Raw genomic sequence first — 22,338 nt, 5'->3', positions numbered from 1 at the left:
ATCAAGTAGTGAGTGTCCAGTATCAAGACAAATCCCGAAGGACACTCTAATTTCATAAAACGCAAAGATATTATTTAAAGGTCAAAGGAGAAAGCTAAATTATTGAGATTTGAGATTCCAGCCATGAGATTTGAGACTTAGGAACGCTAAAACCCTGGTTCAAACACACAATATAAATGACTAATGACCAATATTCAGATTGGATAGAATGACTGCACATGCACCGGCACCTATTACCACCATGATCACTGAAGCAATAACCAATTTAAGACCTGATTTAACGGGTTGATTTTTAGCTGCTTTTACAACGATCTGAATGATGCCAATTACAAATAACAATACGACAATTACCCAATATACAATAAAAATTTCCATGATTTATTTTGAAATTAACTATTAGCGAGCAATACGGCACAAGCGCCAAAACCGATTACCACCATAATTACCGAAATAATAAGCAATTTCAAGCCGGGCTTTACAGGTTCGTTCCTGGATGATTTAATAATAATCTGAATAATCCCAACTACAAAAAGTACGATTGCAGTAAGACAATAGATCACAAATAAGGCAAATAAACCACCCATATTAGTTCATATTTAATTTTTCCCTGATCAGATCTATTTTATTGTCGCGGTAAAAGATATTCATGGTTTCGAAAGGAACCATTTTATATTTATCGCTCACAATGTGCACACATGATTTTTTAACTGCACGCACATCAAAGTCCAGCGGGTCCATAAAATTCATGATAATGATCCGAAATAAATTATCATAACTTAAACTATCTGATTTTACCCTGGGCAGGCAACACATCAATTCGCCAAAGGTATCTTCGGCACAATCTACAGAAACACCTGTGCTAAACAAGTTGAGCATGTGCTCTTTCAATTTTTCATCGTGTTCGAATACGATGGTATTTTTTGAATTGTTGAGCAAATCTTCGGGATTGATCAAATGTGTCATCGGGATCACCTCATCACCAATTTTTAAAGCATAAGCCATACATAATGCATCAGGGTTACATGGCACAGGAATTAAATCCTGTGGGGTAAAGGTTGGATATTGCTCATAAATTTTTCTTCGTACCTCAGTTAAGGTGATTCTTCCCTGCTGATCGTTATAGTCATCATTTCTTCCGGCAACCTGAGTAGGTTGGAAAGTAACGCCGCGAACACATTTCTGCTTTAATGCATAGTCCAAAATATCGCCAATTTCATGATCATTCAACCCGTTTTGCAAAGTTACTACCAAAGTAGTAGATACATTAAACTCATTTAAATGATCGATCGCTTTTCTTCGCACTTCGGTAAGGTCTTCGCCCCTTAGCTTTGTTAATACTTCGGGACTGAAACTATCAAACTGCAGGTAGATTTCAAAATCAGGCATATAACTTGCCAGTTTTTCCACAAAATTAATATCCTTGGCAATCCTGATCCCGTTGGTATTCACCATCAGGTGTTTAATGGGTTTGGTTTTTGCGAGATCTAAAATCTTAAAAAAATCAGGGTGAACTGTTGGCTCCCCACCCGAAAGCTGAACCACATCAGGCTCGCCCTCGTTGGCCACTACAACATCCATCATGCGCTCTATTTCTTCCAGCGTACGGTGCCTGCCATAATTTGGCGACGACATGGCGTAGCAAGTCGGACAGGCCAGGTTGCAACGATCAGTAACCTCTATTACGGTTAAACACGAATGTTGTTCATGATCAGTACACAAGCCACAATCGTAAGGACAACCGTAATGCACTTTGGTATTAAACTTAAGCGGCATTTCCGATTGTTTATTATAATTCCGGATCTGCTTGTAGTATTCAACATCATCAGCAATCATCACTTTACTATCACCATGCGTTCTGCAGTTTTTCAACATAAACACTTTAGCATCCTGAAAAACAATTTTCGCATCGCAAAGCTGTAAACATTCCGGACAAAGGCTCTTGGTATAATCGTAGTATATATAATCTCTGGTATTGGCCATAATGTTTACTTTTTAGCAGCTATCTTTTTAGAAATCCTGATGATGAATCTATAATAATAAATAAAAATAAACAATGCAGACCAATGAATGCTGCTTAAATTTAAAAATAATGGTTGGTATGGCTTAATAAATTCGATTAAAAAGCGGAAAAAGAAATACAATACCATAAATAGTTTAAAGCGGTCGCCATTGATCAGTTCTTTATGCTTTAAGCGGTTAAAAAGAAAAATCAAAAGCACGAGGTAAACTATTTCGTAAAGCATAATGGGGTGCCGGGGTATACCATCGCCCAAATCCATCCCTGTAAAAAGATGGGTAGGAATACCATAGGTTGGCTCATCAATTCCCATAGAAAAGCAGCCGATGCGTCCGATAATCAGCGCCACTAAAATGGGGATTACGTAAATATCCCCAGAGGCAACCTTCACACCAATTATCTTTTTTATTAATTCTACGCCAAACAACCCTCCAAGCAGGCCACCAACGATAGTTTTACTTTGATATAAAATTGAAAACGTCAGGTGATTGATTACTTCAGGAGTTTCGAGTACTGCTACAACCCGCGAGCCTATCAGCGCGCCTAACATGGCTCCCAACATAATCCACAGCCTGTTTTCGTCAGAAATCTGATCTACAATGCCTTTTTTATAATAGTAATAAAGCCTGACACCAATTATAAATGCGAGCGTTTCGAAAATATAATGATAATGGTATTGGGTACCAGAAAATTCGAACTGAAATGGAAAGACTGACAGGGCTTTTAGTAGCATTTATTGAAAGAAAAGTCTACAAAAAACTGGCAGGTGATCAGAATAATACCTTTTGTCTTTACTATCTGTTAAAACGGCAAACTTTTGCACCTTAAAACCTTTGTTTACAAAAATGTAATCAATCCGGTCTTTCAGGTCGCTATCGAAATGAAAACCATTAAAAGTACCTGCAGGACCATAAGGTGGTTCTACCGAAACCTCTTTAGCATCGGTCAGAAAAGATTTAATGGTTGCAATGGCTTCTGTTTCAGGTGTTACATTTAAATCGCCGGTAAAAATAACAGGTAATGCTGGTGCAATCTGCTGTATTTTCTGTTTTAACAATTTGGCCGATTCAATCCTCGCCTGAACCCCAATATGATCATAATGGGTATTAAAAACGATAAATTCTTTTTCGTTCAGTTTATCGTACAGTTTAACCCAGCTACACACGCGGTTTAAAGCGGCATCCCATCCTTTTGAAGGCACATCGGGTGTTTGCGACAGCCAAAACGTTCCGCCATCTTTTTTCATAAAGCGATCTTTGTCGAAATAAACAGCCGAAAATTCTCCTTTTCTTTTTCCATCATCTCGACCAACACCTACCACATCGAAATTGGAATTTTCGAGCAATGCATCAAATTGTTCAGGCAAAGCTTCCTGAACGCAAAGAATATCGGCATCATGAAATTTCACTAAAGCTTTTACATTATCTTTTCGGTTTGGCCAGGCGTTAACACCATCTGATGCTACATTTAAGCGGATGTTATACGTGACGATATTAATTGGAACAGCTTTTTTTTGAGCGAAAGCCATAATCGTTAATAAAAGGAAAACAGGGATGATTTTTAAAGTATTCATAAACATAATTACACTATTAATTAATTCCGGTTAGCAAGTAACGCCTAATTTTAAGCCGCTATTATAATAATTTAACGTTAATTGTACTTTAACAACCAAATATCTTTTAAATTAAATCTTCATCTCTATAACTATAGTAGCGGTTATTGGCAAAAATCAGGTGATCAACCACATACAAACCAAGCAAATTGCCAGAGGCAACCATATTCTTTGTCAGTTTATCGTCGCTCTCGCTGGGCTTTATATTCCCTGAAGGATGGTTATGCGCCAATACAATATTTGCGGCATTGTTTTCTAAAGCTGTTTTAAAAATAATTTTCGGATCGGCTACTGTACCTGCCTGCCCACCTTTACTGATCAAAAATTTACCGATTACCCGGTTAGACCTGTTTAGCAGCAATATCCAGAACTCTTCGTGATTGAGATTGGCAAAAGTTTGATGTAAATATTTATAAACATCATTAGAAGTAGTTACATGCGTAATCACCTCCTCTGTGGTTTCCTTTCGCCGCAAACCCAACTCTAAAGCGGCAATAATAGTTAATGCCTTGGCTTCTCCAATACCTTTAAACCTGGAAAGATCCAGAATAGAAGCTTTTCCCAGTTTTGTTAAATTGTGATCGTAAAAAGACAAAATCCTTTTACTTAAATCTACAGCGGTTTCATTTTTACTTCCAGAGCCAATTAAAATAGCAATCAGTTCGGCATCTGTTAAATGTCTTCGGCCGTGTAATAAAAGTTTTTCACGTGGGCGATCTTCTTCAGCCCATAACTTTATCCCTACTTTCTGTTCGTAATTTTTCATTTTTTTAGACAAAAAAAAGCATCCTAACTTTTGATTAGGATGCCTTAATATCGTAAAAAAATTGGCTTATTTTAAACCATTAACGAATTTCGTTAATTTTGATTTGTTATTTGCCGCTTTGTTTTTGTGGATAATATTCTTTTTAGCTAAACGATCTAACATAGAGATTACTTTAGGCAATAAATCAGATGCAGATTTTTTATCTTCTGCAGCACGTAATCTTTTAATAAAGGTACGTGTAGTTTTTGCCTGATATCTGTTACGTAAACGTTTTGTTGCGTTTGCTCTAATTCTTTTTAATGAAGATTTATGATTTGCCATTTCTATTTAGCCTTTTATTTTTCTTATTCGTTTCCTATAATTCGGGTTGCAAATATAGGATTAATGTTTTTAAATTACAAAACACTTTCAACTTTTTTTTCATTAAAATTGAACCCTATTTCCGAACTGCAAAAATACATTAAAATTATTCATTATAAATACTTTAACTTAATTCAATAAAATTTCCTTTGGATTAAGAAAACAGGCTTAAAAATACTATTTTTGGACCAAACGATTTTTGAGTGAAAAAACGAATAGCCATCTTTGCATCAGGTTCTGGCTCCAATGCCCAAAAACTGATGGAGCATTTTAAACGGAGTAATGAAATAGAAATATCTTTGGTATTAACCAACAATGCCGACGCTTATGTATTACAGAGAGCTGATAATTTCGAAATCCCCACTCATATTTTCGACAAAAACGAATTCTATAAAACCGATGAAGTTGTGGATCTTCTCAAAAATCTTGAAATCGATTTTATTGTGCTGGCAGGCTTTCTTTGGCTGATCCCTAAAAACCTGATCCATGCTTACCCCGGCAGAATTGTGAATATCCATCCGGCAATCCTTCCTAAATTTGGAGGTAAGGGTATGTACGGAGATCATGTACATCACGCCGTTATGGCCGCAGGCGAAACCGAAGGTGGAATCACCATCCACTATGTGAATGAAAACTATGACGAAGGCGAATACATTTACCAGGCCCGCTACAGAATAGATAAGAGCGATAACCTTGAAATGGTAAAATTTAAAGGTCAGCAGCTGGAACACCAGCATTATCCTCGTGTGGTGGAAACCATTGTTAAAAAGATCAGTAAATAAATGATTCGACACAGGTTAATAAGGCTATTAAAATAAATTTAGCATAGCCAACCTGACTGGCCACTATACATTATTATATATAGTGGAATAAAATTTAATATTGATCGGTAAATCTCATTAAAAAACAATCCTGTTTTACTACCTTTGCGGCTCAAAATTTTCAGTCGAATGAGTCAATCCATTAAAATCAAAAACGCTTTAATCTCAGTATATTATAAAGATGGTTTGGAGCCATTGGTAAAATTGTTAGCCTCGCAAGGTGTGCAGTTATTTTCTACCGGTGGAACAGAACAATTCATCAAAGATTTAAATCTTCCGGTTACGGCGGTTGAAGATTTAACCGGTTATCCATCTATTTTAGGCGGACGTGTTAAAACCTTACACCCAAAAGTATTTGGCGGAATTTTAAACCGCAGAGCTTTAGCTGGCGACCAGGAGCAGATTGCTGAATATGAGATCCCTGAAATTGATTTGGTTATTGTTGACTTATATCCATTTGAAGAAACTGTAAAAGCAGGTGGAACACCAGAAGAAATTATTGAAAAAATAGACATTGGTGGTATTTCCTTAATCCGTGCCGCTGCTAAAAACTTCAACGATGTGGTGATTATCGCATCAAAAAATGACTATCCTACTTTAGAAGTCCAATTGGCAGAACAAAATGGCGAAACTACCTTAGCTCAGCGTAAAACATTTGCTAAAAAAGCATTCCATACTTCTTCTCATTACGATACTGCAATTTTTAATTATTTCAATACTGAAGAGCCGCTTGATGTTTTTAAACAAAGTGTAACTGAAGCTAAAACTTTACGTTATGGCGAAAACCCTCATCAAAGTGGTGTATTTTATGGTGATTTAGACGCCATGTTTACCAAACTTAATGGTAAAGAGCTTTCGTACAACAACCTGGTTGATGTGGATGCAGCAGTTGCTTTGATCGACGAATTTGAAGATCCAACTTTTGCGATCTTAAAACATACAAATGCCTGTGGTATTGCCTCACGCCCGACCGTTAAACAAGCCTGGATTGATGCTTTAGCCTGCGACCCGGTTTCTGCTTTCGGTGGAGTATTGATCACCAATGTGGAAGTTGACCTGGAAACAGCAGAGGAAATCAACAACTTGTTTTTTGAGGTGTTGATAGCTCCTTCTTACCAGCCAGAAGCAGTCGAGCTGTTCAGCAAAAAGAAAAACCGCGTAATTTTACAACGCAACGAGGTTGAATTGAGCAAGAAACAATTTAAAACCTTATTAAATGGTGTAATTGAGCAGGATAAAGATTTAATTATCGAAGGTCCGGAGCAAATGACCACTGTTACCGATAAAGCACCAACAGCACAAGAGTTGAAAGATCTTTTCTTTGCTAACAAAATTGTAAAACACACAAAATCGAATACCATTGTTTTGGTTAAAGATGATGTGTTGATTGCAAGCGGTGTTGGCCAAACTTCACGTGTTGATGCCTTAAGACAAGCGATTGAAAAAGCGGCTTCATTCGGTTTCAGCGTTAAAGGTGCTGCAATGGCTTCTGATGCTTTCTTTCCTTTCCCGGATTGTGTTGAAATTGCTGCCGAGGCCGGAATTACTGCTGTTTTGCAACCAGGCGGATCGATTAAAGATGCCGATTCTGTTGCAAAAGCAAACGAAAAAGGCATTGCCATGGTAACCACCGGGGTAAGACACTTTAAACATTAGAAAGGTAGAAGGTTGAGGGTTTAAAGACGAAAGGTTTTTGTGCATTATCTTATATCAAAAACAGTTCAAACCCAATTATTATAGGTTTTGATTTTTTAAACATTTTAATTGCCTTAAAAACAATTTAATAACTGAAGAAAATAAAACTTAAAACAATAAAAAAGCTATTTTTACATTAGGAATAGTATAGATTTGACAAAATAAAGAAAACATACCTTACATGGGATTATTTAACTGGTTTACGCAAGAAGTTGCCATCGATTTAGGTACTGCGAACACCCTGATTATACATAACGACAAAGTAGTTGTAGATGAGCCATCTATCGTTGCTTTTGATCGTACTACAAACAAAGTCATTGCTATAGGTCGTCAGGCAATGCAAATGGAGGGTAAAACCCACGATAATATTAAAACCGTACGCCCGTTAAAGGATGGAGTAATTGCAGATTTCAATGCTGCTGAAGCGATGATTAAAGGGATGATCCGTATGCTTAACGGCGGTAAAGGCTGGATGTTTCCTTCTTTACGTATGGTAATCTGTATCCCATCCGGTATTACTGAAGTAGAAAAACGTGCGGTGCGCGACTCTGCAGAGATTGCAGGAGCAAAAGAAGTATATCTGATCCATGAGCCAATGGCTGCTGCGGTAGGTATCGGGATTGATGTGGAAGAGCCAATGGGTAACATGATTATCGATATAGGTGGTGGTACCACTGAAATTGCGGTTATCGCTTTATCTGGTATTGTTTGCGATCAATCGATCCGTGTTGCGGGAGATAACTTTGACTCTGACATTGTAAACTACATCCGCCGTCAACACAACATCATGATTGGCGACCGTACTGCTGAAAAAATTAAAATTGAGGTTGGTGCAGCTTTACCAGAGTTACAGGATGCTCCTGCCGATTTTGCGGTTCAAGGTCGCGATTTAATGACGGGTGTCCCAAAACAGATCACCGTTTCTTATACCGAAATTGCACACTGTTTAGATAAATCGATCTCTAAAATTGAAGAAGCAATTTTAAAAGCTTTAGAGATTACCCCTCCGGAACTTTCGGCAGATATTTACCAAACTGGTATTTATTTAACCGGTGGTGGTGCATTATTAAGAGGATTAGACAAACGTGTAGCAGCTAAAACTAAATTACCTGTTCACGTTGCAGAAGATCCGCTTCGGGCAGTAGTACGCGGAACCGGAATCGCCCTTAAAAATATTGGCGGATATAAATTCTTAATGCAATAACATTTAGCTTGGAGTTTGGGGTTGTGAGTTTGGAGTTTTCCGCTCAGACTCCAAACTTTTAACTCCCAACTTAATACTCGGATGCGTAACCTTTGGATTTTCATCAGCAGATACAACGCATTTTTCTTGTTTATCATTTTTTTTATCATTGGGCTCTACCTAACGGTGAAGAACAATTCCTATCAGCGTAGCGTAACCTTAAACTCTACCAATGAGGTGGTGGGCACTGCCTACGAAAGATTGAATGTTTTTAAACGCTATTTAAACCTGGGGATGGTAAACGATAGCCTTGCAGCAGAAAATGCCAAGCTTAAAAGTCAGCTGTTAAGCTTAACTACTGTTGATACTGCTAAAGATGTTAAGGTTGTTGATACCATTACCAATCAGGATTACACCTATCTTGCCGCTAAAGTGATTAAAAACTCTATTACTTTGCGCAATAACATCATGACGATCAATAAAGGGAGCGTTGACGGCATTAAAGCCGGAATGGCCGTTATTGCACCGCAAAAAGGCGTGGTTGGCTTTATCCGCGATGTTTCTGAGCACCTCGCAACCATCCAATCACTATTGCATAAAGACACCAAAATAAGTGTGACTTTGAAAAAGAATAACGCTTTAGGCTCTTTGGTTTGGGGCGATGGCAATTTCGACATTAAAAAGGCATTTATCAAGGAAGTACCCAACCACATTAAAATGTATGTGGGCGATACAGTAGTGACTTCGGGTTTTGCATCTTTTCCGAAAGGGATTCTGGTCGGCAGGATCAGCAAGCCAAATGTGGCTACCAATGATAATTTCTTATCAGCAGAATTAAATTTATTTACAGATTTTAGCACATTGCAATATGTATATGTGGTTAAATATAAAAAGGCTGAAGAGCAAAAAGCTTTAGAAGGCATCGCGAAACCGAATGAATAGTAGAATCATAATTGTAAATGTGATCAGGTGGTTTTTGCTACTTTTTGTGCAGATATTTCTGCTCAAGAATATGGGCTTTTATGATCTTTCTACACCGTTCATCTATGTGCTGTTTTTACTTCTGCTTCCTTTTGGCATTCCGAATATCGTATTGTATTTACTGGCCTTTATAACAGGATTAACCCTCGATGCTTTTTACGATACCATGGGCGTACATGCTACGGCATGTGTGGTATTAGCTTTTGTAAGGATTTCTTTTATTTCAATCAGTTTAAACCGCGACGCAATTGACGACCCAGAACCTTCATTAAGTTATATGGGTTTTCAATGGTTTTCACTTTATACTTTTCTCTGCGTGATTACACACCATCTGGTGCTGTTCTTTTTAGAAACTTTTAAGCTAACCGAAATTGGTTATACCTTAATGAGATGCGGTTTAAGTTGTATCTTTACGCTACTTATTATTTTATTGGTAGAGTTTATATTCTATAGAAGAACACCACGTTAATGGATCAGTTATTTAACCGGAAATATATCGTTCAAGGATTATTTATTGTAATCGCCCTGATTTTATTGGGAAAGTTATTTTATATCCAGATTATTAGCGATAAAGCCTTCAGCTCTGCCGAAAGTAACGTGTTGCGTAAAATTTATAAATTCCCTGCCCGTGGTGCCATCCTCGACCGCAACATGAAGGTAATTGTACAGAACGAACCCGTTTACGATTTAATGGTTACTCCAAACGAAGTTAAACCATTCGATACCCTTGGATTAGCCAATGCTTTAGAAATTACTGTTGAGGATGTACGTAAAAAACTGAAAAAAGCAAGGGCACAGTCTTCTTATCAGTCTACATTTTTCGAAAGACAGATTTCTGTACAGAGTTACGCACGTCTACAGGAAATTATGTACCGTTTTCCGGGCTTCAGAACGCAGGATAGGACGATCAGGCATTATCCTGATAGTATAGCCGGACAGCTTTTCGGTTATGTTAAGGAAGTAAGTCCCGATGATATTGAAAAATCGGATGGTTATTATAAACCAGGCGATTTTATTGGAAAAAGTGGCCTCGAGCGATCTTATGAAGATTTTTTAAGGGGTGAAAAGGGAGTGATCAATACATTATACGATGCTAAAAACATTGCCCAGGGCAGTTATGCCAACGGAAAATATGATGTAAATGCCGTATCAGGAGATCGTTTAATTTCTTCTTTAGACATCAGGATCCAACGCCTTGGCGAAGAATTGATGAAAAATAAAGTAGGTGCAATTGTTGCCATCGAACCTTCAACCGGTGAAATCCTGGCTTTTGTAAGCAGCCCTGGCTACGACCCTAATCAATTGGTAGGTAAAGACTGGGGCAAAAACTACATGAGTTTGATTGCAAATCCTTATCGTCCGCAGATTGTAAGGCCTATTGCAGGACAATATTCACCCGGATCATCATTTAAACCTGTGGATGCTTTGGTAGCACTTCAGGATGGCGCAATTGATCCAAATACGACCTTTTTCTGTCCAGGTTATTACATGGCCGGAAATCATAAAGTAAAATGCGAGCACGTAGATGGTACCATCAATATGCAACGCGGTATTGCCCGTTCCTGCAATACCTATTTCTGCCATGTTTTTCAGAACATCATTACTAAAAACGGCATGAAAAACCAACGCCAGACTTATGCCAATTGGCATGAGCAAATTGCGAAATGGGGTTTTGGCCAGAAATTGGGCATCGATATGCCTTTTGAGAAAAAGGGAATATTTTACCAGGCTGAGCATTACGATAAAATTTATGGGAAACGCTGGGGTTACACTACTGTAATTTCGCAGGCCATTGGTCAGGGTGAGATTACCTCTACCCCATTACAAATGGCAAACGTTATGGCGGCAATTGCCAACCGTGGTTATTATTTAAAGCCCCACTTAATCAAAGGCATCGGCGATAAAAATGTAGTTAAAAAAGAATATGTAGTTAAAAACTATGTGGGTATAGATGAGAAATACTTCCCTATTGTAATTGATGGAATGCGGGATGCAGTGAACAGTCCCTGGGGAACAGCAAAAGAATCTCAGATACCCAATATCGTAATGTGCGGAAAAACCGGAACCGTACAAAACCCACATGGCAAAAACCACTCGGTTTTTATCGGTTTTGCACCAATGGACAAGCCTAAAATTGCCATTGCAGTGATTGTAGAAAATGGTGGCTTTGGAGGTTCGTATGCTGCACCAATATCGAGTTTTATGGTTGAAAAATACTTAACTGACAGCATTAAGCCACGTTCGAATGGTTATACTGTTAAAGCGTTCTCCGAAACCAATCTTTTACCCGCATTAATCGATAAGACAAAAAAAGTTAAACTGACAAAATTAGACAGTTTAAAACTAAGAAAGACAGATTCGCTTAAAAGGGTTAAAGACAGTTTAAAAATAAAACCGGCAATACTAAAACAAACCGCTGCCACTAAGCCGAGAGTAAATCAACCTATTGTAACCCTTAAACCTGTAACCAATAAGTAATGATCCAACAACAGGGAAACCGTTTCTTTTTTAATGTAGATTGGATTACCGTTTTAATCTACATTGCTTTATGTGCAGTTGGTTTTATAAATGTTTATGCATCTATTTACAATCCCGATAAAGCTGCAGGTTTCGATTTTGCAAGCAGTTATGGCAAACAGTTAATATATGTGATTACCGGGCTGATATTGGGTTTATCGATTTTATTGTTCGACGGAAGGTTGTTTAACGTATTTGCGCCCTTTATTTACGGCGCTACCCTCTTTTTACTCGTTGTGGTATTATTTGTAGGACGAAATGTAGGTGGAAACCAGGCCTGGATCCCCATTGGTTCCTTTAGGTTGCAACCCTCAGAATTTGCTAAATTCGGTACTGCCTTGCTGCTCGCGAGATATGTAAGTACATTTAATCCCAAATTCAGGGATTTTAAATCAATTGTAATAGCCGGAATGATTGTACTGGCACCTCTTTTATTGATCATGCTGCAACCCGATACGGGCTCTGCACTGGTTTTCCTCGCTTTTATGTTCCCTTTATACCGGGAGGGCTTATCCGGTTATTTCCTGTTAATTTTCCTTGGGATGATTGTACTGTTTGTGGCCGATTTCCTGGTACCAACTTACATCCTGGTTCTTATCCTCACTACTATTGGCGGACTTTTCATCTACAATAACAGGCGAAAACAGAAAATCATTATTTCTACCGTATTGGTAACCATTATCGCCATTGCTTATTTATTTATGGTTAAAATTGCCTACGAAAAAGTTTTGGCGCCGCATCAGCGTAGCCGTATCGAGCTGATGTTAGGTCTTAAAGCCGATAATAAGGGCGCAGGTTATAATGTAATCCAATCGCAGATTGCCATTGGTTCAGGACAGGCAACCGGTCGTGGTTTTTTACAGGGTACGCAAACTAAATACGGTTATGTACCCGCGCAAAGTACCGACTTTATCTTCTCTACCATTGGCGAGGAATGGGGCTTTGTGGGCTGTTCAGTTGTAATCGGCTTATATATGTTTTTATTATTGAGATTGATTAACCTGGCAGAAAGGCAGCGGTCTACCTTCTCGAGGGTTTACGGCTACAGTGTGGCTTGCATCCTCTTTTTCCATGTATTCATCAATATCGGAATGACCATTGGTATTATTCCGGTAATCGGGATTCCGCTACCCTTTATTAGTTACGGCGGTTCATCATTATGGAGTTTTACGATTTTGCTGTTTATCTTTTTAAAGCTTGATTCTAACCGGATGGGATTTATTTAGTCCTAAGTCTGAAGTCTTTAGTCTGGAGTCGATACCTCGAAGTATAGAATGTCATCGTGAGGTGATTTTAAGATCTTTACCTCAGATGATCAAAACAGGAGATATTGGTTGTTTTTTGGAAAGCACAACCTGCATTAAAATTATTGCCCGCTCCCGCTAAACGCTTTACTTCGTGTTCGCTTTTATGGGGTTTAGGTCGTCAATTCTGTGCTTCTATCCTGGATTAATAAACCCGACAAAATGAAAATACTTTTTGAAGCAGTTATATTCATATTGTGCAGCAGCCTTAGCAAAAAGATTGAAATGATGGCGGGGCTACAGCACCCGTGAAACACTTAACCTTCATTTCCTGATGAAAAAACCAAAATTGTTTTTTTTATCGCCATTTAGAGCCTGTTTAAAATTAAATGAATTTAATTTCGTATTTGCTGTTTATCTTTATAAAACTCGATTCTAACCGGATGGGATTTATTTAGTCCTGAGTCTGAAGTCTCTAGTCCGGAGTCGATATTTCGCGTAATTAAGAAAGATACGTCATTTTGGGCGGAGTGCAAGTCGATCGAGAAATCTCACTTGTATAGATCTCTCCATTTCGCTACGCTTCAGTCGAGATGACGACCGAATTAGTAAGATAACGAGCACAATATTACGCTATCCACCAAACGCCATCCGCCCTACTTACTAAACCTTCTATTAAGCAATTCATAAAACTGATCAACAGTGGCCTGTTTATTGGCCCAGTTATTTTTCGCTGCATAATTATGCTGAAGGTAGCTATCTGCGGCTTCGAAGCTACTCATCTTATTAATAATATCAATTACTTCCGAATAGGCGAGATTATATCCATTAAAGAGATCTTTAATGAAGAGTAACTTCTCATTTAAATTAATCGCCTGTTTTAAATCAGCAATCGGAGCTTTAACAGGTTCATTATTCTGGCTGTTTGTTTTGGCCAATAAGTCGTTTAAACTTGGGGCTGGTTTAGTTGCTGTGGGCTGTGGAGTTGGTTTTACAGGAACAGCTTCCGGGGTAAATAACGGACGCTCCTGCTCAACGGGCGGCGAAATAATAGGATCATCCAGTTTAACATCCTTCAGTGCCTCAATAGGCTGATGAGCAGCTACCGGCATAGGTTCTTCTATTTTAGTATCCACAACAGGTGTTTCATCCGCAATTATTTCAGGCGCTTCTTCTTCGTGCGGAATTAAAAAAGGTTCAGGACCAATTTCATCTTCTTCAGCTGGCAGAGACTCTTCCTGAAAAGCTAAAGCATCTTCCTTCTCGTGAATTATTTTTTTACGTGCTAAAATCTCTGCTTCTTCTTTGCTTAAAGGGCGATCGAAAATTTCTTCAACAGATCCGATAGCTATCGGTTTTGCTTCATAATCAAACTGATCACTTTCGTCATGTGTACCCAGTACAAACTCAAAAGTATGGTCGTCCTGGTCGGGTTTAAAGAAATCTTTATTCAAAATCGACGCAGCTTTTTCTTCTTCAATCGTTTCATCGTCCAGTACCTCCTGTTCAGGCTTTACATCCACCCGTTCTTCTTCTTCCTGGGCTGTTACTACTTCTTCCAGTTCCTGCGGATCGAAACACTCATCATCCGCTATATAACTTTTTTCAGCTTCTGGCAATATAATGGTGTTCTGTTCGGCCAACAAGGTATGGTTTCCAACTTCAGTTGGCTTATTTTCTGTTGTGGCATTTAATTTTTTGACGATATTAACATGATCAGAAAGGAAATTGGCATTAGCGAGAAAAAGCTCGAGTTCCAAATCATTTAATTGCTGAGGATTTTGAGCTAAAAACTGGTACTGCTCGTTTAATTCTGTTAAAATGCTGCCGATCTTTCTGAAAATATCTTGTTGGTTCATCATAAAATTAAAACGAATTTTTAGTCGGTTTATGTTGGTACTATGTGTTCAAAAATAACACATAATTTTCATATTTAATTCATTCCTTTGGAATCCAAAAGGAGTATATTTAAATACCTGCACCAAAATACTTAACTGCTAAAACAGGTCAATATATAACAGAAACGTAACAAATATGTTTATTGTTTGCCTGTGATCAGCTTTACTTATAATTTTTGAGGAGAATAATTATATTTGGGTTATGGGGATAATAGAAATAGTTCTTGCTTTATTGATCATATCAGTTTTATATGCTTTGGGCAGGTATGGACGAGATACGTGGTTTGGTTTTGGCGGATCGATACTATTGGGCATATTTACCACTCCACTTATTGCTTTTATTGTTATTTCATTTTTCTTTAAAAAGCATTAATAAAACCAGAAATTAAATTATCAGAATTTATCTCACACTAAATACATTTCTTTTATCTGAAAATAAAAAGATTTTACCCCAATTATGTTAGTAAGTGTATACCCAGGAACAACAGATAATTCTCATATTTGTTCAGTTTAAAATTAAAGAATAGACCTAGGGGAATAAAAAAACAGGCATGTTATTTAGCGAACAAAATTTTAGGAGAAGAGGCGAATTTTCGGGAAGTATAGAAGTAGTATGTGGTTCTATGTTTTCTGGTAAAACGGAAGAATTGATCAGAAGGCTAAAGAGAGCACAGATTGCTAAACTGAATGTCGAAATTTTTAAACCCCGTACCGATACCCGCTACCATGAAACCGCTGTGGTTTCGCACGATTTAAATTCAATAAACTCTACCCCTGTTGATAGTGCGTCAGCCATTTTATTACTGGGCACCAATACACAGGTGGTGGGTATAGATGAGGCTCAGTTTTTTGACAATGAACTACCTGATGTTTGCAACAAACTAGCCCATAGGGGAATACGCGTTATTGTTGCCGGCCTGGATATGGATTTTACAGGTAAACCTTTTGGTCCTATGCCAGCCTTAATGGCCATTGCCGAGCATGTTACCAAGGTAAATGCAGTTTGTGTTTGTTGTGGTAACCCCGCCCTATACAGTTACCGTACAGTTGCCGATGAAACTACAGTTTTATTGGGCGAAAAGGAAAGTTATGAGCCACGTTGCAGGGCTTGTTACAATCTGGACAAAGGATAACCATAATTGATTAATCTGTATCTTTAAACCGGATTCAATATCGATATGGATAAACGAGCTCAACTTGAAGCATTTAGAAACGGCATTACCCAATTTGTAACGTTTTACGATGCGGAATGGGAAATCTTTATTCAATACCTTAGTTTTTCTATCCTAAGCAAAAAAGAACATTTTGCAGTTGAAGGAAAAGTGTGCGACTACATCTGCTTTATTACCTGTGGTGCCGTTCGTTACTACCATATTAAAGACGGGCAGGAAATTACCTGATACTTTAGCTTTGAAAATGAGTTAATGAGTGCCTATAAAAGTTTCCTGAGACGTACACCTAATGCCAATTACATTCAGGCTCTTGAAGAAACAGAATTGGTGATGATCTCACAACACAATCTCCAACAAATGTTAAAGCACCCTCTTCTGGCATTGAAAATGGAGCGGTTTGGCCGTCTGATTGCTGAATATTACATCTGCTGTTACGAGGACCGTGTTGCTGCATTTATTACCCAGAGCCCCGAGGAACGTTATATTGCACTGGAGAAAATTGCAAGAGATGTTTTCCAGCGCGTTCCACAACACTTTATTGCCAACTTTTTAGGTGTTACGCCTGTCTCACTTTCCCGGATCCGTAAAAGAACACTTTTGCACTAAAAGAGTTGACAATTTTCCAGCAAACAGGCTATTAAAGTCGTCAATTCTGGAATAATCTAAAATCCTTATCTTTTGTTAACGTTTTGATGGTTCCATGCCGCATAACTTTGAACTAATCAAAGAATGATGATATGCATACTATACTTGGCGCCGGCGGACCAACAGCAAACGCACTAACCAGAGAATTAACCAATGCTAACGAAACCATTAGGCTGATTAGCAGAAAACCAATAGCTACAAGCAACCCATATATAAGCTGGGTTAAGGCCGATTTATTAAATGAAACTGAACTTTTCGCTGCTGCCGAAGGTTCGAAAGTAATCTACCTGTGTGCCGGTTTGGTTTACGACATCAAAATATGGCAACAACAATGGCCGGTTATTATTCAAAATGTAATTAACTTAACTAAACGTACTGGTGCGAGGTTAATTTTTTTCGATAATGTTTATATGTATGGCCTCGTAAATGGCCCAATGATAGAAACAACACCTTACCATCCGTGTAGTTTAAAAGGAGAAGTAAGGGCAAAGATAGCCGAACAATTAATGAATGAATCCAAAGCGGGTAAAATAAACGTAACCATTGCGCGTGCGGCAGATTTTTACGGAGCAGATTCCATGAACAGCTTTTTTGATATGATGGTACTTAATAAGTTTGTCAAAAAGAACAAAGCGCAATGGATAGGAAATCCAAATACGCTACACAGTTTTACATACATTGAAGATGCGGGGAAAGCTTTATTCCTGTTAGGACAAACACCCGATTCTGGCAACCAGATATGGCACCTGCCAACTGCAGCCCCTTTAAAAGGGAAAGCTTTTATAGCAATGGCTGCAAAGATTTATGAAACCAAACCTCAATATCTGATCATTAATAAACTGATGTTACGTTTAGCAGGGTTATTTAAAAAGGTAGTTGCAGGTACTATAGAAATGTACTATCAGTACGATCATGATTATCACTTCGATTCTACCAAATTCGAAAAGGCATTCAACTTCAAACCTACTTCTTATAATGACGGCATATTAAAACTTTCCAGAACCATGTACAAAAAGCAGAATTGACACGAATCAGGGCAAATTATAAAGCCAACTATTTATCTTTAGGGCAAATGATTCAATATAATACGACACATAAAAACAGCATTAAAACCATATCGATTTTGGGTTGTGGCTGGTTTGGTCTGGCATTTGCCCGAAAACTGATTCAATTGTCTTACCAGGTTAAAGGCTCTACCACAACTCCTGAAAAGTTATCAAAACTTTCAGAAGAAGGCATTCAGCCGTTTCTGGTCAATTTAACGGCTGCTCAGATCTCAGCAGATCAGGATTTTTTTGATGCAGATGTATTGTTTATCTGCATTCCACCAAGACGTAATTCGACTGAACTTCCTGATTATCCTCAAAAGGTCAACTCAATTTTAGCAGCTGCAAAAGATAAATCAAAACACGTGGTGTTGATCAGTTCGACCAGTGTTTATGCGGATGAAAACAAAACAGTAAATGAAAACAGCGAGCCAAATCCCGATACGGATTCGGGAAAGGTCGTTCTGGCCGCCGAAATACTATTTAAGGAACTATTTCCGGAAAACTACACAGTGATCCGCTTTGCAGGCTTAATTGGTCCTGACCGTAACCCTGGCAGATTCTTTGCCGGAAAAAGTAATGTACCAAATGGTTTAGCGCCGGTGAACCTGATTCATCAAACAGATGCGGTAGGCGTTGCGGTAAACCTTTTGGAAAAACAGGCATTCGGCAGAACGTATAATGCCTGCTCGCCAAGCCATCCTGCAAAAATGGAATTTTACACTAATGCGGCTAAATCTACGGGCCTTACTGAACCCAATTTTATTGCAGAAAAGAAGGATTGGAAAATTGTAGAAAGTTTGAATGTACCTGAATTTTTGGGTTATGCGTTTGAGGTGGGGATTTAAATGTTCGCCTCAACTGAGAGTCGAAGCGTCATTCCCAACTTGATTGGGAATCGTAATACAATGGCTTTAAGATTCCCACCTACGTGGGAATGACGACCGATTTTTTAAATCCAGGCGGATCTATTTGTTTACAACACGGGGGAATTTAGCTCAACAACCCTAATAACTCTTTCTTAGTCAAGTTTTTAAACAAACTACCTTCTGTCTGGATCAGATCTTTGACCAGATCTTTTTTGGTCGCCTGAAGTTTCATAATTTTTTCTTCAATCGTGTCAGGACAGATTAGCCGTACAGCCATCACATTTTTATGCTGCCCGATCCGGTAAGCGCGGTCAATTGCCTGGTTCTCCACTGCGGGGTTCCACCATGGGTCCACCAGGTAAACATAATCAGCTTCGGTTAAATTCAATCCGGTACCCCCGGCTTTTAAACTGATCAGAAAAACCGGAATATCGGCATTCTCCTGAAATGAGGCAACCGCTTCAGCTCTTTTGCGTGTTTGTCCGGTGAGGTATTCATACCTGATTCCCTTGCTTTCCAATTGCTTTTTAATCAGATCGAGCATGGTAACAAATTGAGAAAAAACAAGAATTTTATGTTTTCCGGCCTTGCTTTCAATCTGCTCCATCAACACATCAATTTTTGAAGAAGCCTGCAGATAAGATTTTCCATCAGCGAGTAAGGCAGCCGAGTTGCAGATCTGCCTTAAGGTGGTAATACTTTTCAGTACATGCATCGAACTTTTAGGCAGCTCATCCTCCTGTTTACCCAAAATAAAATCCTGAATTTCCTTTTTGTTCGCTTCGTATACTTCGCGCTGTTCAGCTCCCATTTCACAATACAATATTATTTCTGTTTTATCGGGAAGTTCTTTCGCTACCTGTTCCTTGGTTCTGCGGAGAATAAACGGCCTTATCTTCTTCTGGAGTTCTTCTGCCCTTCTACTGTCTTTAAACTGATCAATTGGGGTTGAATATAAATCGGCAAACTGCTGTTTACTGCCAAACAAACCCGGACAGGCAAATGATAGCTGACCATATAAATCAAAGGTATTATTCTCAATCGGCGTTCCCGTCATGGTTACTTTATTTCGCGACTGCAGCATCCGGACTGCTTTATAACGTTGCGATTCCGGATTTTTAATCAGTTGCGATTCATCTAAAAAGATATAGTTAAAGCGATAATCTTTCAGGAAACGGATATCAGAAAGTAATGTCCCGTAAGAGGTTAAAATGATTTCGTAATCATCGAAAGTATCAGTTGTTTTGGTCCTTTCGCCAGCATAAATGGTTTTTACTTTTATGGATGGTGCAAACTTCTCTACTTCAGCCTTCCAGTTAAATATTAACGAAGCCGGAACCACCACCAGATTTGTATTATGCTTTACTTTTTCGCGCTGTGATAAAATGAAAGCCAAAACCTGAATGGTTTTACCCAATCCCATATCATCGGCTAAACAACAACCAAAATTAAAATCATCTAAAAAGTTGAGCCAGTTTAAGCCATCTTTCTGGTAATGGCGTAAAGTTGCGGTTAAACCTTTTGGCACCGCTACCTCTTGAATCGATTCGGTACCTTCAAATTTCTGTCTGTACAGTTTTAATTCGTTTTTTACATCACCATCCAGCAAAGCATCTTCATAAAGCTCGTTTATAGAAGCAAACTTAATTTTAGGCGTAAGAATGGCATCTTCGGTTACTTCGCCAGCACTAAAATAAGCTGCAAATTTTTCGATCCACTCATCTGGCAGTATGCCCTGGGTTCCATCATCAAGCATTACAAACTTACTTTTGTTCCTGATCGATTTATGGAGATGTTTTAACGCAACCTGTTGTTTACCAAACTTTACCTTTACTTTGGTTTCAAACCAATCCGTCCCACTCAATACCTCGATATTGATTTTTGCCTGAAATTCGCTCAATTTGTTGTTTTTGAGCTGGTTGAATCCTAAAATATGAATTCCTTTATTTCGCCATACTTCAAAAGCATCAAGGAACCAGGCTTCTTCCAGAAACCTTTTGCGGTGCAGATAAAAAGAATCGTTGGTTTCCTGATCATAGAAATAAGGGTGCTGTTTCAAAACGTTCCCGATAAACTGCAGTTCGGCATCTTCATCACGATGCAAGGTAAAGAGATTACCCAGTTTATCCTGCGCCTGGATTTTCTTTTTAGACAGCACAGGAATTTCCAGGTTTCCATAACGCATTACCGGTGTAAGAAGAATGTAATCTTCAGATTCTGACAGGTAGATTAACTGTTCGTTTTCAAGATCGAAACCCTTTTCTTCGATCTGGCTTTTTGTGGCAGGTTTTAAATAAGAATAATCAACATGGATACTTCCTTCTAAAGGCACCAGAATAACTTTTTGAAATTCCGGATATTTGGTTTTGTGCAGAATTAACTTGTTGCTCTGCTTTTTGAAAAAACCAATTACGCGTAGAAAATCCAGCCTGCCAATTAGATAGAGTTGATTGTTAAGTTTAACAAAATACTGGTGTACCAATACCAGGTTATCCAGTTCGCATGATTTCCCTTCGATGATCAGCCGCCCTGTAATTTCATAATAATCATCACGCTGGTTTACCGAAAGATGTAAATCTACTTCCAGTAAATGTGCATTAACTGCGATAATGGTGGAGGCTTGAATAGCCACAGACTGCTTACTATCCTGCAGGTAAAAAGGAATCTGTTGAGGATTTTTCACGATCGCTTTTAAGGCTTCAATTTCCACCTCGCTTTGATCATTATTGTAATTCTGCTGAAAAGTGGTAATACCGCTATAAAACTTTACCTCATCGTTATCATTTGTTTTAAAGAGCAAATCAGCCGGATTAATTCCTTTTAAAGGATTTTTAACCTTTCCATTCTTAGTAGTTTGGGCTTCAAATAATTCTACCGTTAAATTGTTGTAATAGCGATGTTGCCCAAAAACCAGGATCATTTTACCCGGGTTGTTTTTGACAGGCGCTTTTATTTTAGGTTTACTTGCCGGCAGTAAAAGTTCCTGTAAATTTTGCTGTGTTTCTTTGTTAAATGGCTGGAGGGCATCCATTTTTGGCCGGATGGTTACCTGGTCATTCTCGTAGCGGAGATTAAACAGAAGATCGAGATTATCCTCTTTCTCCAATCCATAATCGATTGCAATTTTGGCCAGCTTTTGTTTCCGCTGGTTACTGTCGAAAAAAATGAGCAGATCCTGACGCTGAAGGATGTTGTATAAAACCCTCGCCTGATGTTCACATAGTTTATATTTTGGTGTACTGCACCGGCAAGAAAGTTTTACCGAGTTTGGGTACTGCTGAACCTGAACAATTGGAAAAGGTAATCCGGAGGCTTCATCGCTAAAAGCTGCAAAATCGATTTCAATCTGCTCTGGAACAAGCTGATAAAAGCCTTTAACATCAGTATGAATCAATCCGTTTAAATGTTTGAGGATAACAATCTGGCTCAGATTTTTCAGGTTAAAATCCTTTAAGATATAATCGTAAGGATTTTGTTCTGATACTGGATGCGCGGTTACCTGATCACTCATT

General features: G+C 38.5%; 22 protein-coding genes. 13 read left to right on the top strand and 9 right to left on the bottom strand.

What is annotated here, in order from left to right:
- Positions 1-180: 180 nt before the first annotated feature.
- From FFJ24_RS02270 to rpsT, 7 genes are all read right to left on the bottom strand, one after another.
- Complete coding sequence (locus tag FFJ24_RS02270) at positions 181-375, bottom strand: hypothetical protein (protein ID WP_138820610.1); 195 nt, start codon at positions 373-375, stop codon at positions 181-183.
- 14 nt (positions 376-389) lie between these two features.
- On the bottom strand, positions 390-584 hold the full coding sequence (locus tag FFJ24_RS02265) for a hypothetical protein (protein ID WP_138820609.1): 195 nt from the start codon (positions 582-584) through the stop codon (positions 390-392).
- Position 585: 1 nt separating this feature from the next.
- Entirely contained in the window at positions 586-1,980 is a 1,395-nt protein-coding gene (locus FFJ24_RS02260; protein WP_138820608.1) for a radical SAM protein, read from the bottom strand.
- Between the two features lie 5 nt (positions 1,981-1,985).
- Positions 1,986-2,750: a prolipoprotein diacylglyceryl transferase gene (locus FFJ24_RS02255; RefSeq protein ID WP_138820607.1), complete on the bottom strand. Its 765-nt coding sequence runs from the start codon at positions 2,748-2,750 to the stop codon at positions 1,986-1,988.
- A complete protein-coding gene (locus FFJ24_RS02250; RefSeq protein WP_138820606.1) occupies positions 2,751-3,590 on the bottom strand; it encodes an endonuclease/exonuclease/phosphatase family protein in 840 nt (279 codons plus the stop codon). It abuts the gene before it with no gap.
- A 106-nt stretch (positions 3,591-3,696) separates the two neighbouring features.
- The gene (radC, locus tag FFJ24_RS02245; protein WP_138820605.1) at positions 3,697-4,395 is read right to left on the bottom strand and encodes a DNA repair protein RadC; all 699 of its coding nucleotides are present in this window, start codon (positions 4,393-4,395) and stop codon (positions 3,697-3,699) included.
- A 66-nt stretch (positions 4,396-4,461) separates the two neighbouring features.
- Entirely contained in the window at positions 4,462-4,716 is a 255-nt protein-coding gene (gene rpsT / locus FFJ24_RS02240) for a 30S ribosomal protein S20 (protein ID WP_029277289.1), read from the bottom strand.
- Between the two features lie 242 nt (positions 4,717-4,958).
- On the opposite strand from rpsT, the gene FFJ24_RS02235 reads away from it, so the two are divergent.
- The 7 genes from FFJ24_RS02235 to rodA all read left to right on the top strand — a co-directional run bounded on the left by FFJ24_RS02235 (position 4,959) and on the right by rodA (position 13,178).
- Positions 4,959-5,537 (top strand): phosphoribosylglycinamide formyltransferase, encoded by a 579-nt coding sequence (locus FFJ24_RS02235; RefSeq protein WP_138820604.1) that lies wholly within the window; start codon positions 4,959-4,961, stop codon positions 5,535-5,537.
- A 168-nt stretch (positions 5,538-5,705) separates the two neighbouring features.
- A complete protein-coding gene (purH, locus tag FFJ24_RS02230; protein WP_138820603.1) occupies positions 5,706-7,232 on the top strand; it encodes a bifunctional phosphoribosylaminoimidazolecarboxamide formyltransferase/IMP cyclohydrolase in 1,527 nt (508 codons plus the stop codon).
- 220 nt (positions 7,233-7,452) lie between these two features.
- Positions 7,453-8,475 carry a rod shape-determining protein gene (locus FFJ24_RS02225; protein WP_010601761.1) on the top strand — a complete coding sequence of 341 codons (1,023 nt, stop codon included), beginning with the start codon at positions 7,453-7,455 and terminating at the stop codon, positions 8,473-8,475.
- An 81-nt stretch (positions 8,476-8,556) separates the two neighbouring features.
- Complete coding sequence (gene mreC, locus FFJ24_RS02220) at positions 8,557-9,396, top strand: rod shape-determining protein MreC (RefSeq protein WP_138820602.1); 840 nt, start codon at positions 8,557-8,559, stop codon at positions 9,394-9,396.
- On the top strand, positions 9,389-9,904 hold the full coding sequence (locus FFJ24_RS02215; protein ID WP_138820601.1) for a rod shape-determining protein MreD: 516 nt from the start codon (positions 9,389-9,391) through the stop codon (positions 9,902-9,904). The genes mreC and FFJ24_RS02215 overlap by 8 nt, the downstream gene beginning before the upstream one ends.
- Positions 9,904-11,913, top strand: a complete 2,010-nt coding sequence (mrdA, locus tag FFJ24_RS02210) for a penicillin-binding protein 2 (protein ID WP_138820600.1) — start codon at positions 9,904-9,906, stop codon at positions 11,911-11,913. Before FFJ24_RS02215 ends, mrdA begins: the two co-directional genes overlap by 1 nt.
- Positions 11,913-13,178, top strand: a complete 1,266-nt coding sequence (gene rodA / locus FFJ24_RS02205; RefSeq protein ID WP_138820599.1) for a rod shape-determining protein RodA — start codon at positions 11,913-11,915, stop codon at positions 13,176-13,178. Before mrdA ends, rodA begins: the two co-directional genes overlap by 1 nt.
- Positions 13,179-13,852: 674 nt before the next feature.
- Here the strand turns inward: rodA and FFJ24_RS02200 are convergent.
- On the bottom strand, positions 13,853-15,058 hold the full coding sequence (locus FFJ24_RS02200) for a hypothetical protein (protein ID WP_138820598.1): 1,206 nt from the start codon (positions 15,056-15,058) through the stop codon (positions 13,853-13,855).
- 238 nt (positions 15,059-15,296) lie between these two features.
- Between FFJ24_RS02200 and FFJ24_RS25935 the strand changes: the two genes are divergently transcribed.
- The 6 genes from FFJ24_RS25935 to FFJ24_RS02175 all read left to right on the top strand — a co-directional run bounded on the left by FFJ24_RS25935 (position 15,297) and on the right by FFJ24_RS02175 (position 18,805).
- On the top strand, positions 15,297-15,467 hold the full coding sequence (locus tag FFJ24_RS25935; protein WP_168202361.1) for a hypothetical protein: 171 nt from the start codon (positions 15,297-15,299) through the stop codon (positions 15,465-15,467).
- Positions 15,468-15,645: 178 nt separating this feature from the next.
- The gene (locus FFJ24_RS02195) at positions 15,646-16,227 is read left to right on the top strand and encodes a thymidine kinase (protein WP_138820597.1); all 582 of its coding nucleotides are present in this window, start codon (positions 15,646-15,648) and stop codon (positions 16,225-16,227) included.
- Between the two features lie 45 nt (positions 16,228-16,272).
- A complete protein-coding gene (locus tag FFJ24_RS02190; protein ID WP_138820596.1) occupies positions 16,273-16,494 on the top strand; it encodes a hypothetical protein in 222 nt (73 codons plus the stop codon).
- A 24-nt stretch (positions 16,495-16,518) separates the two neighbouring features.
- Positions 16,519-16,872, top strand: a complete 354-nt coding sequence (locus tag FFJ24_RS02185) for a Crp/Fnr family transcriptional regulator (protein ID WP_138820595.1) — start codon at positions 16,519-16,521, stop codon at positions 16,870-16,872.
- A gap of 131 nt (positions 16,873-17,003) precedes the next feature.
- Complete coding sequence (locus FFJ24_RS02180) at positions 17,004-17,936, top strand: NAD-dependent epimerase/dehydratase family protein (RefSeq protein ID WP_138820594.1); 933 nt, start codon at positions 17,004-17,006, stop codon at positions 17,934-17,936.
- A gap of 47 nt (positions 17,937-17,983) precedes the next feature.
- Positions 17,984-18,805, top strand: a complete 822-nt coding sequence (locus FFJ24_RS02175; RefSeq protein WP_138820593.1) for an SDR family oxidoreductase — start codon at positions 17,984-17,986, stop codon at positions 18,803-18,805.
- A gap of 145 nt (positions 18,806-18,950) precedes the next feature.
- On the opposite strand, the gene FFJ24_RS02170 is transcribed toward FFJ24_RS02175, so the two are convergent.
- Positions 18,951-22,337, bottom strand: coding sequence for a DEAD/DEAH box helicase (locus tag FFJ24_RS02170; RefSeq protein ID WP_138820592.1), 3,387 nt, complete (start codon positions 22,335-22,337; stop codon positions 18,951-18,953).
- Position 22,338 lies beyond the last annotated feature (1 nt).

The organism is Pedobacter sp. KBS0701, assembly GCF_005938645.2.
Lineage (GTDB): Bacteria > Bacteroidota > Bacteroidia > Sphingobacteriales > Sphingobacteriaceae > Pedobacter.
Note: the sequence above shows the minus strand (reverse complement) of the source record. Positions and strands in the feature narration are given on the sequence as shown.

Bases quoted from the DNA above. Each gene is read 5' to 3' on its own strand.
- FFJ24_RS02195 (WP_138820597.1), top strand. From the start codon at position 15,646: ATGTTATTTAGCGAACAAAATTTTAGGAGAAGAGGCGAATTTTCGGGA.
- FFJ24_RS02175 (WP_138820593.1), top strand. From the start codon at position 17,984: ATGATTCAATATAATACGACACATAAAAACAGCATTAAAACCATATCG.
- FFJ24_RS02180 (WP_138820594.1), top strand. From the start codon at position 17,004: ATGCATACTATACTTGGCGCCGGCGGACCAACAGCAAACGCACTAACC.
- FFJ24_RS02225 (WP_010601761.1), top strand. From the start codon at position 7,453: ATGGGATTATTTAACTGGTTTACGCAAGAAGTTGCCATCGATTTAGGT.
- FFJ24_RS02255 (WP_138820607.1), bottom strand. From the start codon at position 2,750: ATGCTACTAAAAGCCCTGTCAGTCTTTCCATTTCAGTTCGAATTTTCT.
- purH (WP_138820603.1), top strand. From the start codon at position 5,706: ATGAGTCAATCCATTAAAATCAAAAACGCTTTAATCTCAGTATATTAT.
- FFJ24_RS02200 (WP_138820598.1), bottom strand. From the start codon at position 15,058: ATGATGAACCAACAAGATATTTTCAGAAAGATCGGCAGCATTTTAACA.
- FFJ24_RS02265 (WP_138820609.1), bottom strand. From the start codon at position 584: ATGGGTGGTTTATTTGCCTTATTTGTGATCTATTGTCTTACTGCAATC.
- FFJ24_RS02190 (WP_138820596.1), top strand. From the start codon at position 16,273: ATGGATAAACGAGCTCAACTTGAAGCATTTAGAAACGGCATTACCCAA.
- radC (WP_138820605.1), bottom strand. From the start codon at position 4,395: ATGAAAAATTACGAACAGAAAGTAGGGATAAAGTTATGGGCTGAAGAA.
- rpsT (WP_029277289.1), bottom strand. From the start codon at position 4,716: ATGGCAAATCATAAATCTTCATTAAAAAGAATTAGAGCAAACGCAACA.
- mrdA (WP_138820600.1), top strand. From the start codon at position 9,904: ATGGATCAGTTATTTAACCGGAAATATATCGTTCAAGGATTATTTATT.
- FFJ24_RS02185 (WP_138820595.1), top strand. From the start codon at position 16,519: ATGAGTGCCTATAAAAGTTTCCTGAGACGTACACCTAATGCCAATTAC.
- rodA (WP_138820599.1), top strand. From the start codon at position 11,913: ATGATCCAACAACAGGGAAACCGTTTCTTTTTTAATGTAGATTGGATT.
- FFJ24_RS02250 (WP_138820606.1), bottom strand. From the start codon at position 3,590: ATGAATACTTTAAAAATCATCCCTGTTTTCCTTTTATTAACGATTATG.
- FFJ24_RS25935 (WP_168202361.1), top strand. From the start codon at position 15,297: ATGGGGATAATAGAAATAGTTCTTGCTTTATTGATCATATCAGTTTTA.
- FFJ24_RS02215 (WP_138820601.1), top strand. From the start codon at position 9,389: ATGAATAGTAGAATCATAATTGTAAATGTGATCAGGTGGTTTTTGCTA.
- FFJ24_RS02170 (WP_138820592.1), bottom strand. From the start codon at position 22,337: ATGAGTGATCAGGTAACCGCGCATCCAGTATCAGAACAAAATCCTTAC.
- mreC (WP_138820602.1), top strand. From the start codon at position 8,557: ATGCGTAACCTTTGGATTTTCATCAGCAGATACAACGCATTTTTCTTG.
- FFJ24_RS02270 (WP_138820610.1), bottom strand. From the start codon at position 375: ATGGAAATTTTTATTGTATATTGGGTAATTGTCGTATTGTTATTTGTA.
- FFJ24_RS02260 (WP_138820608.1), bottom strand. From the start codon at position 1,980: ATGGCCAATACCAGAGATTATATATACTACGATTATACCAAGAGCCTT.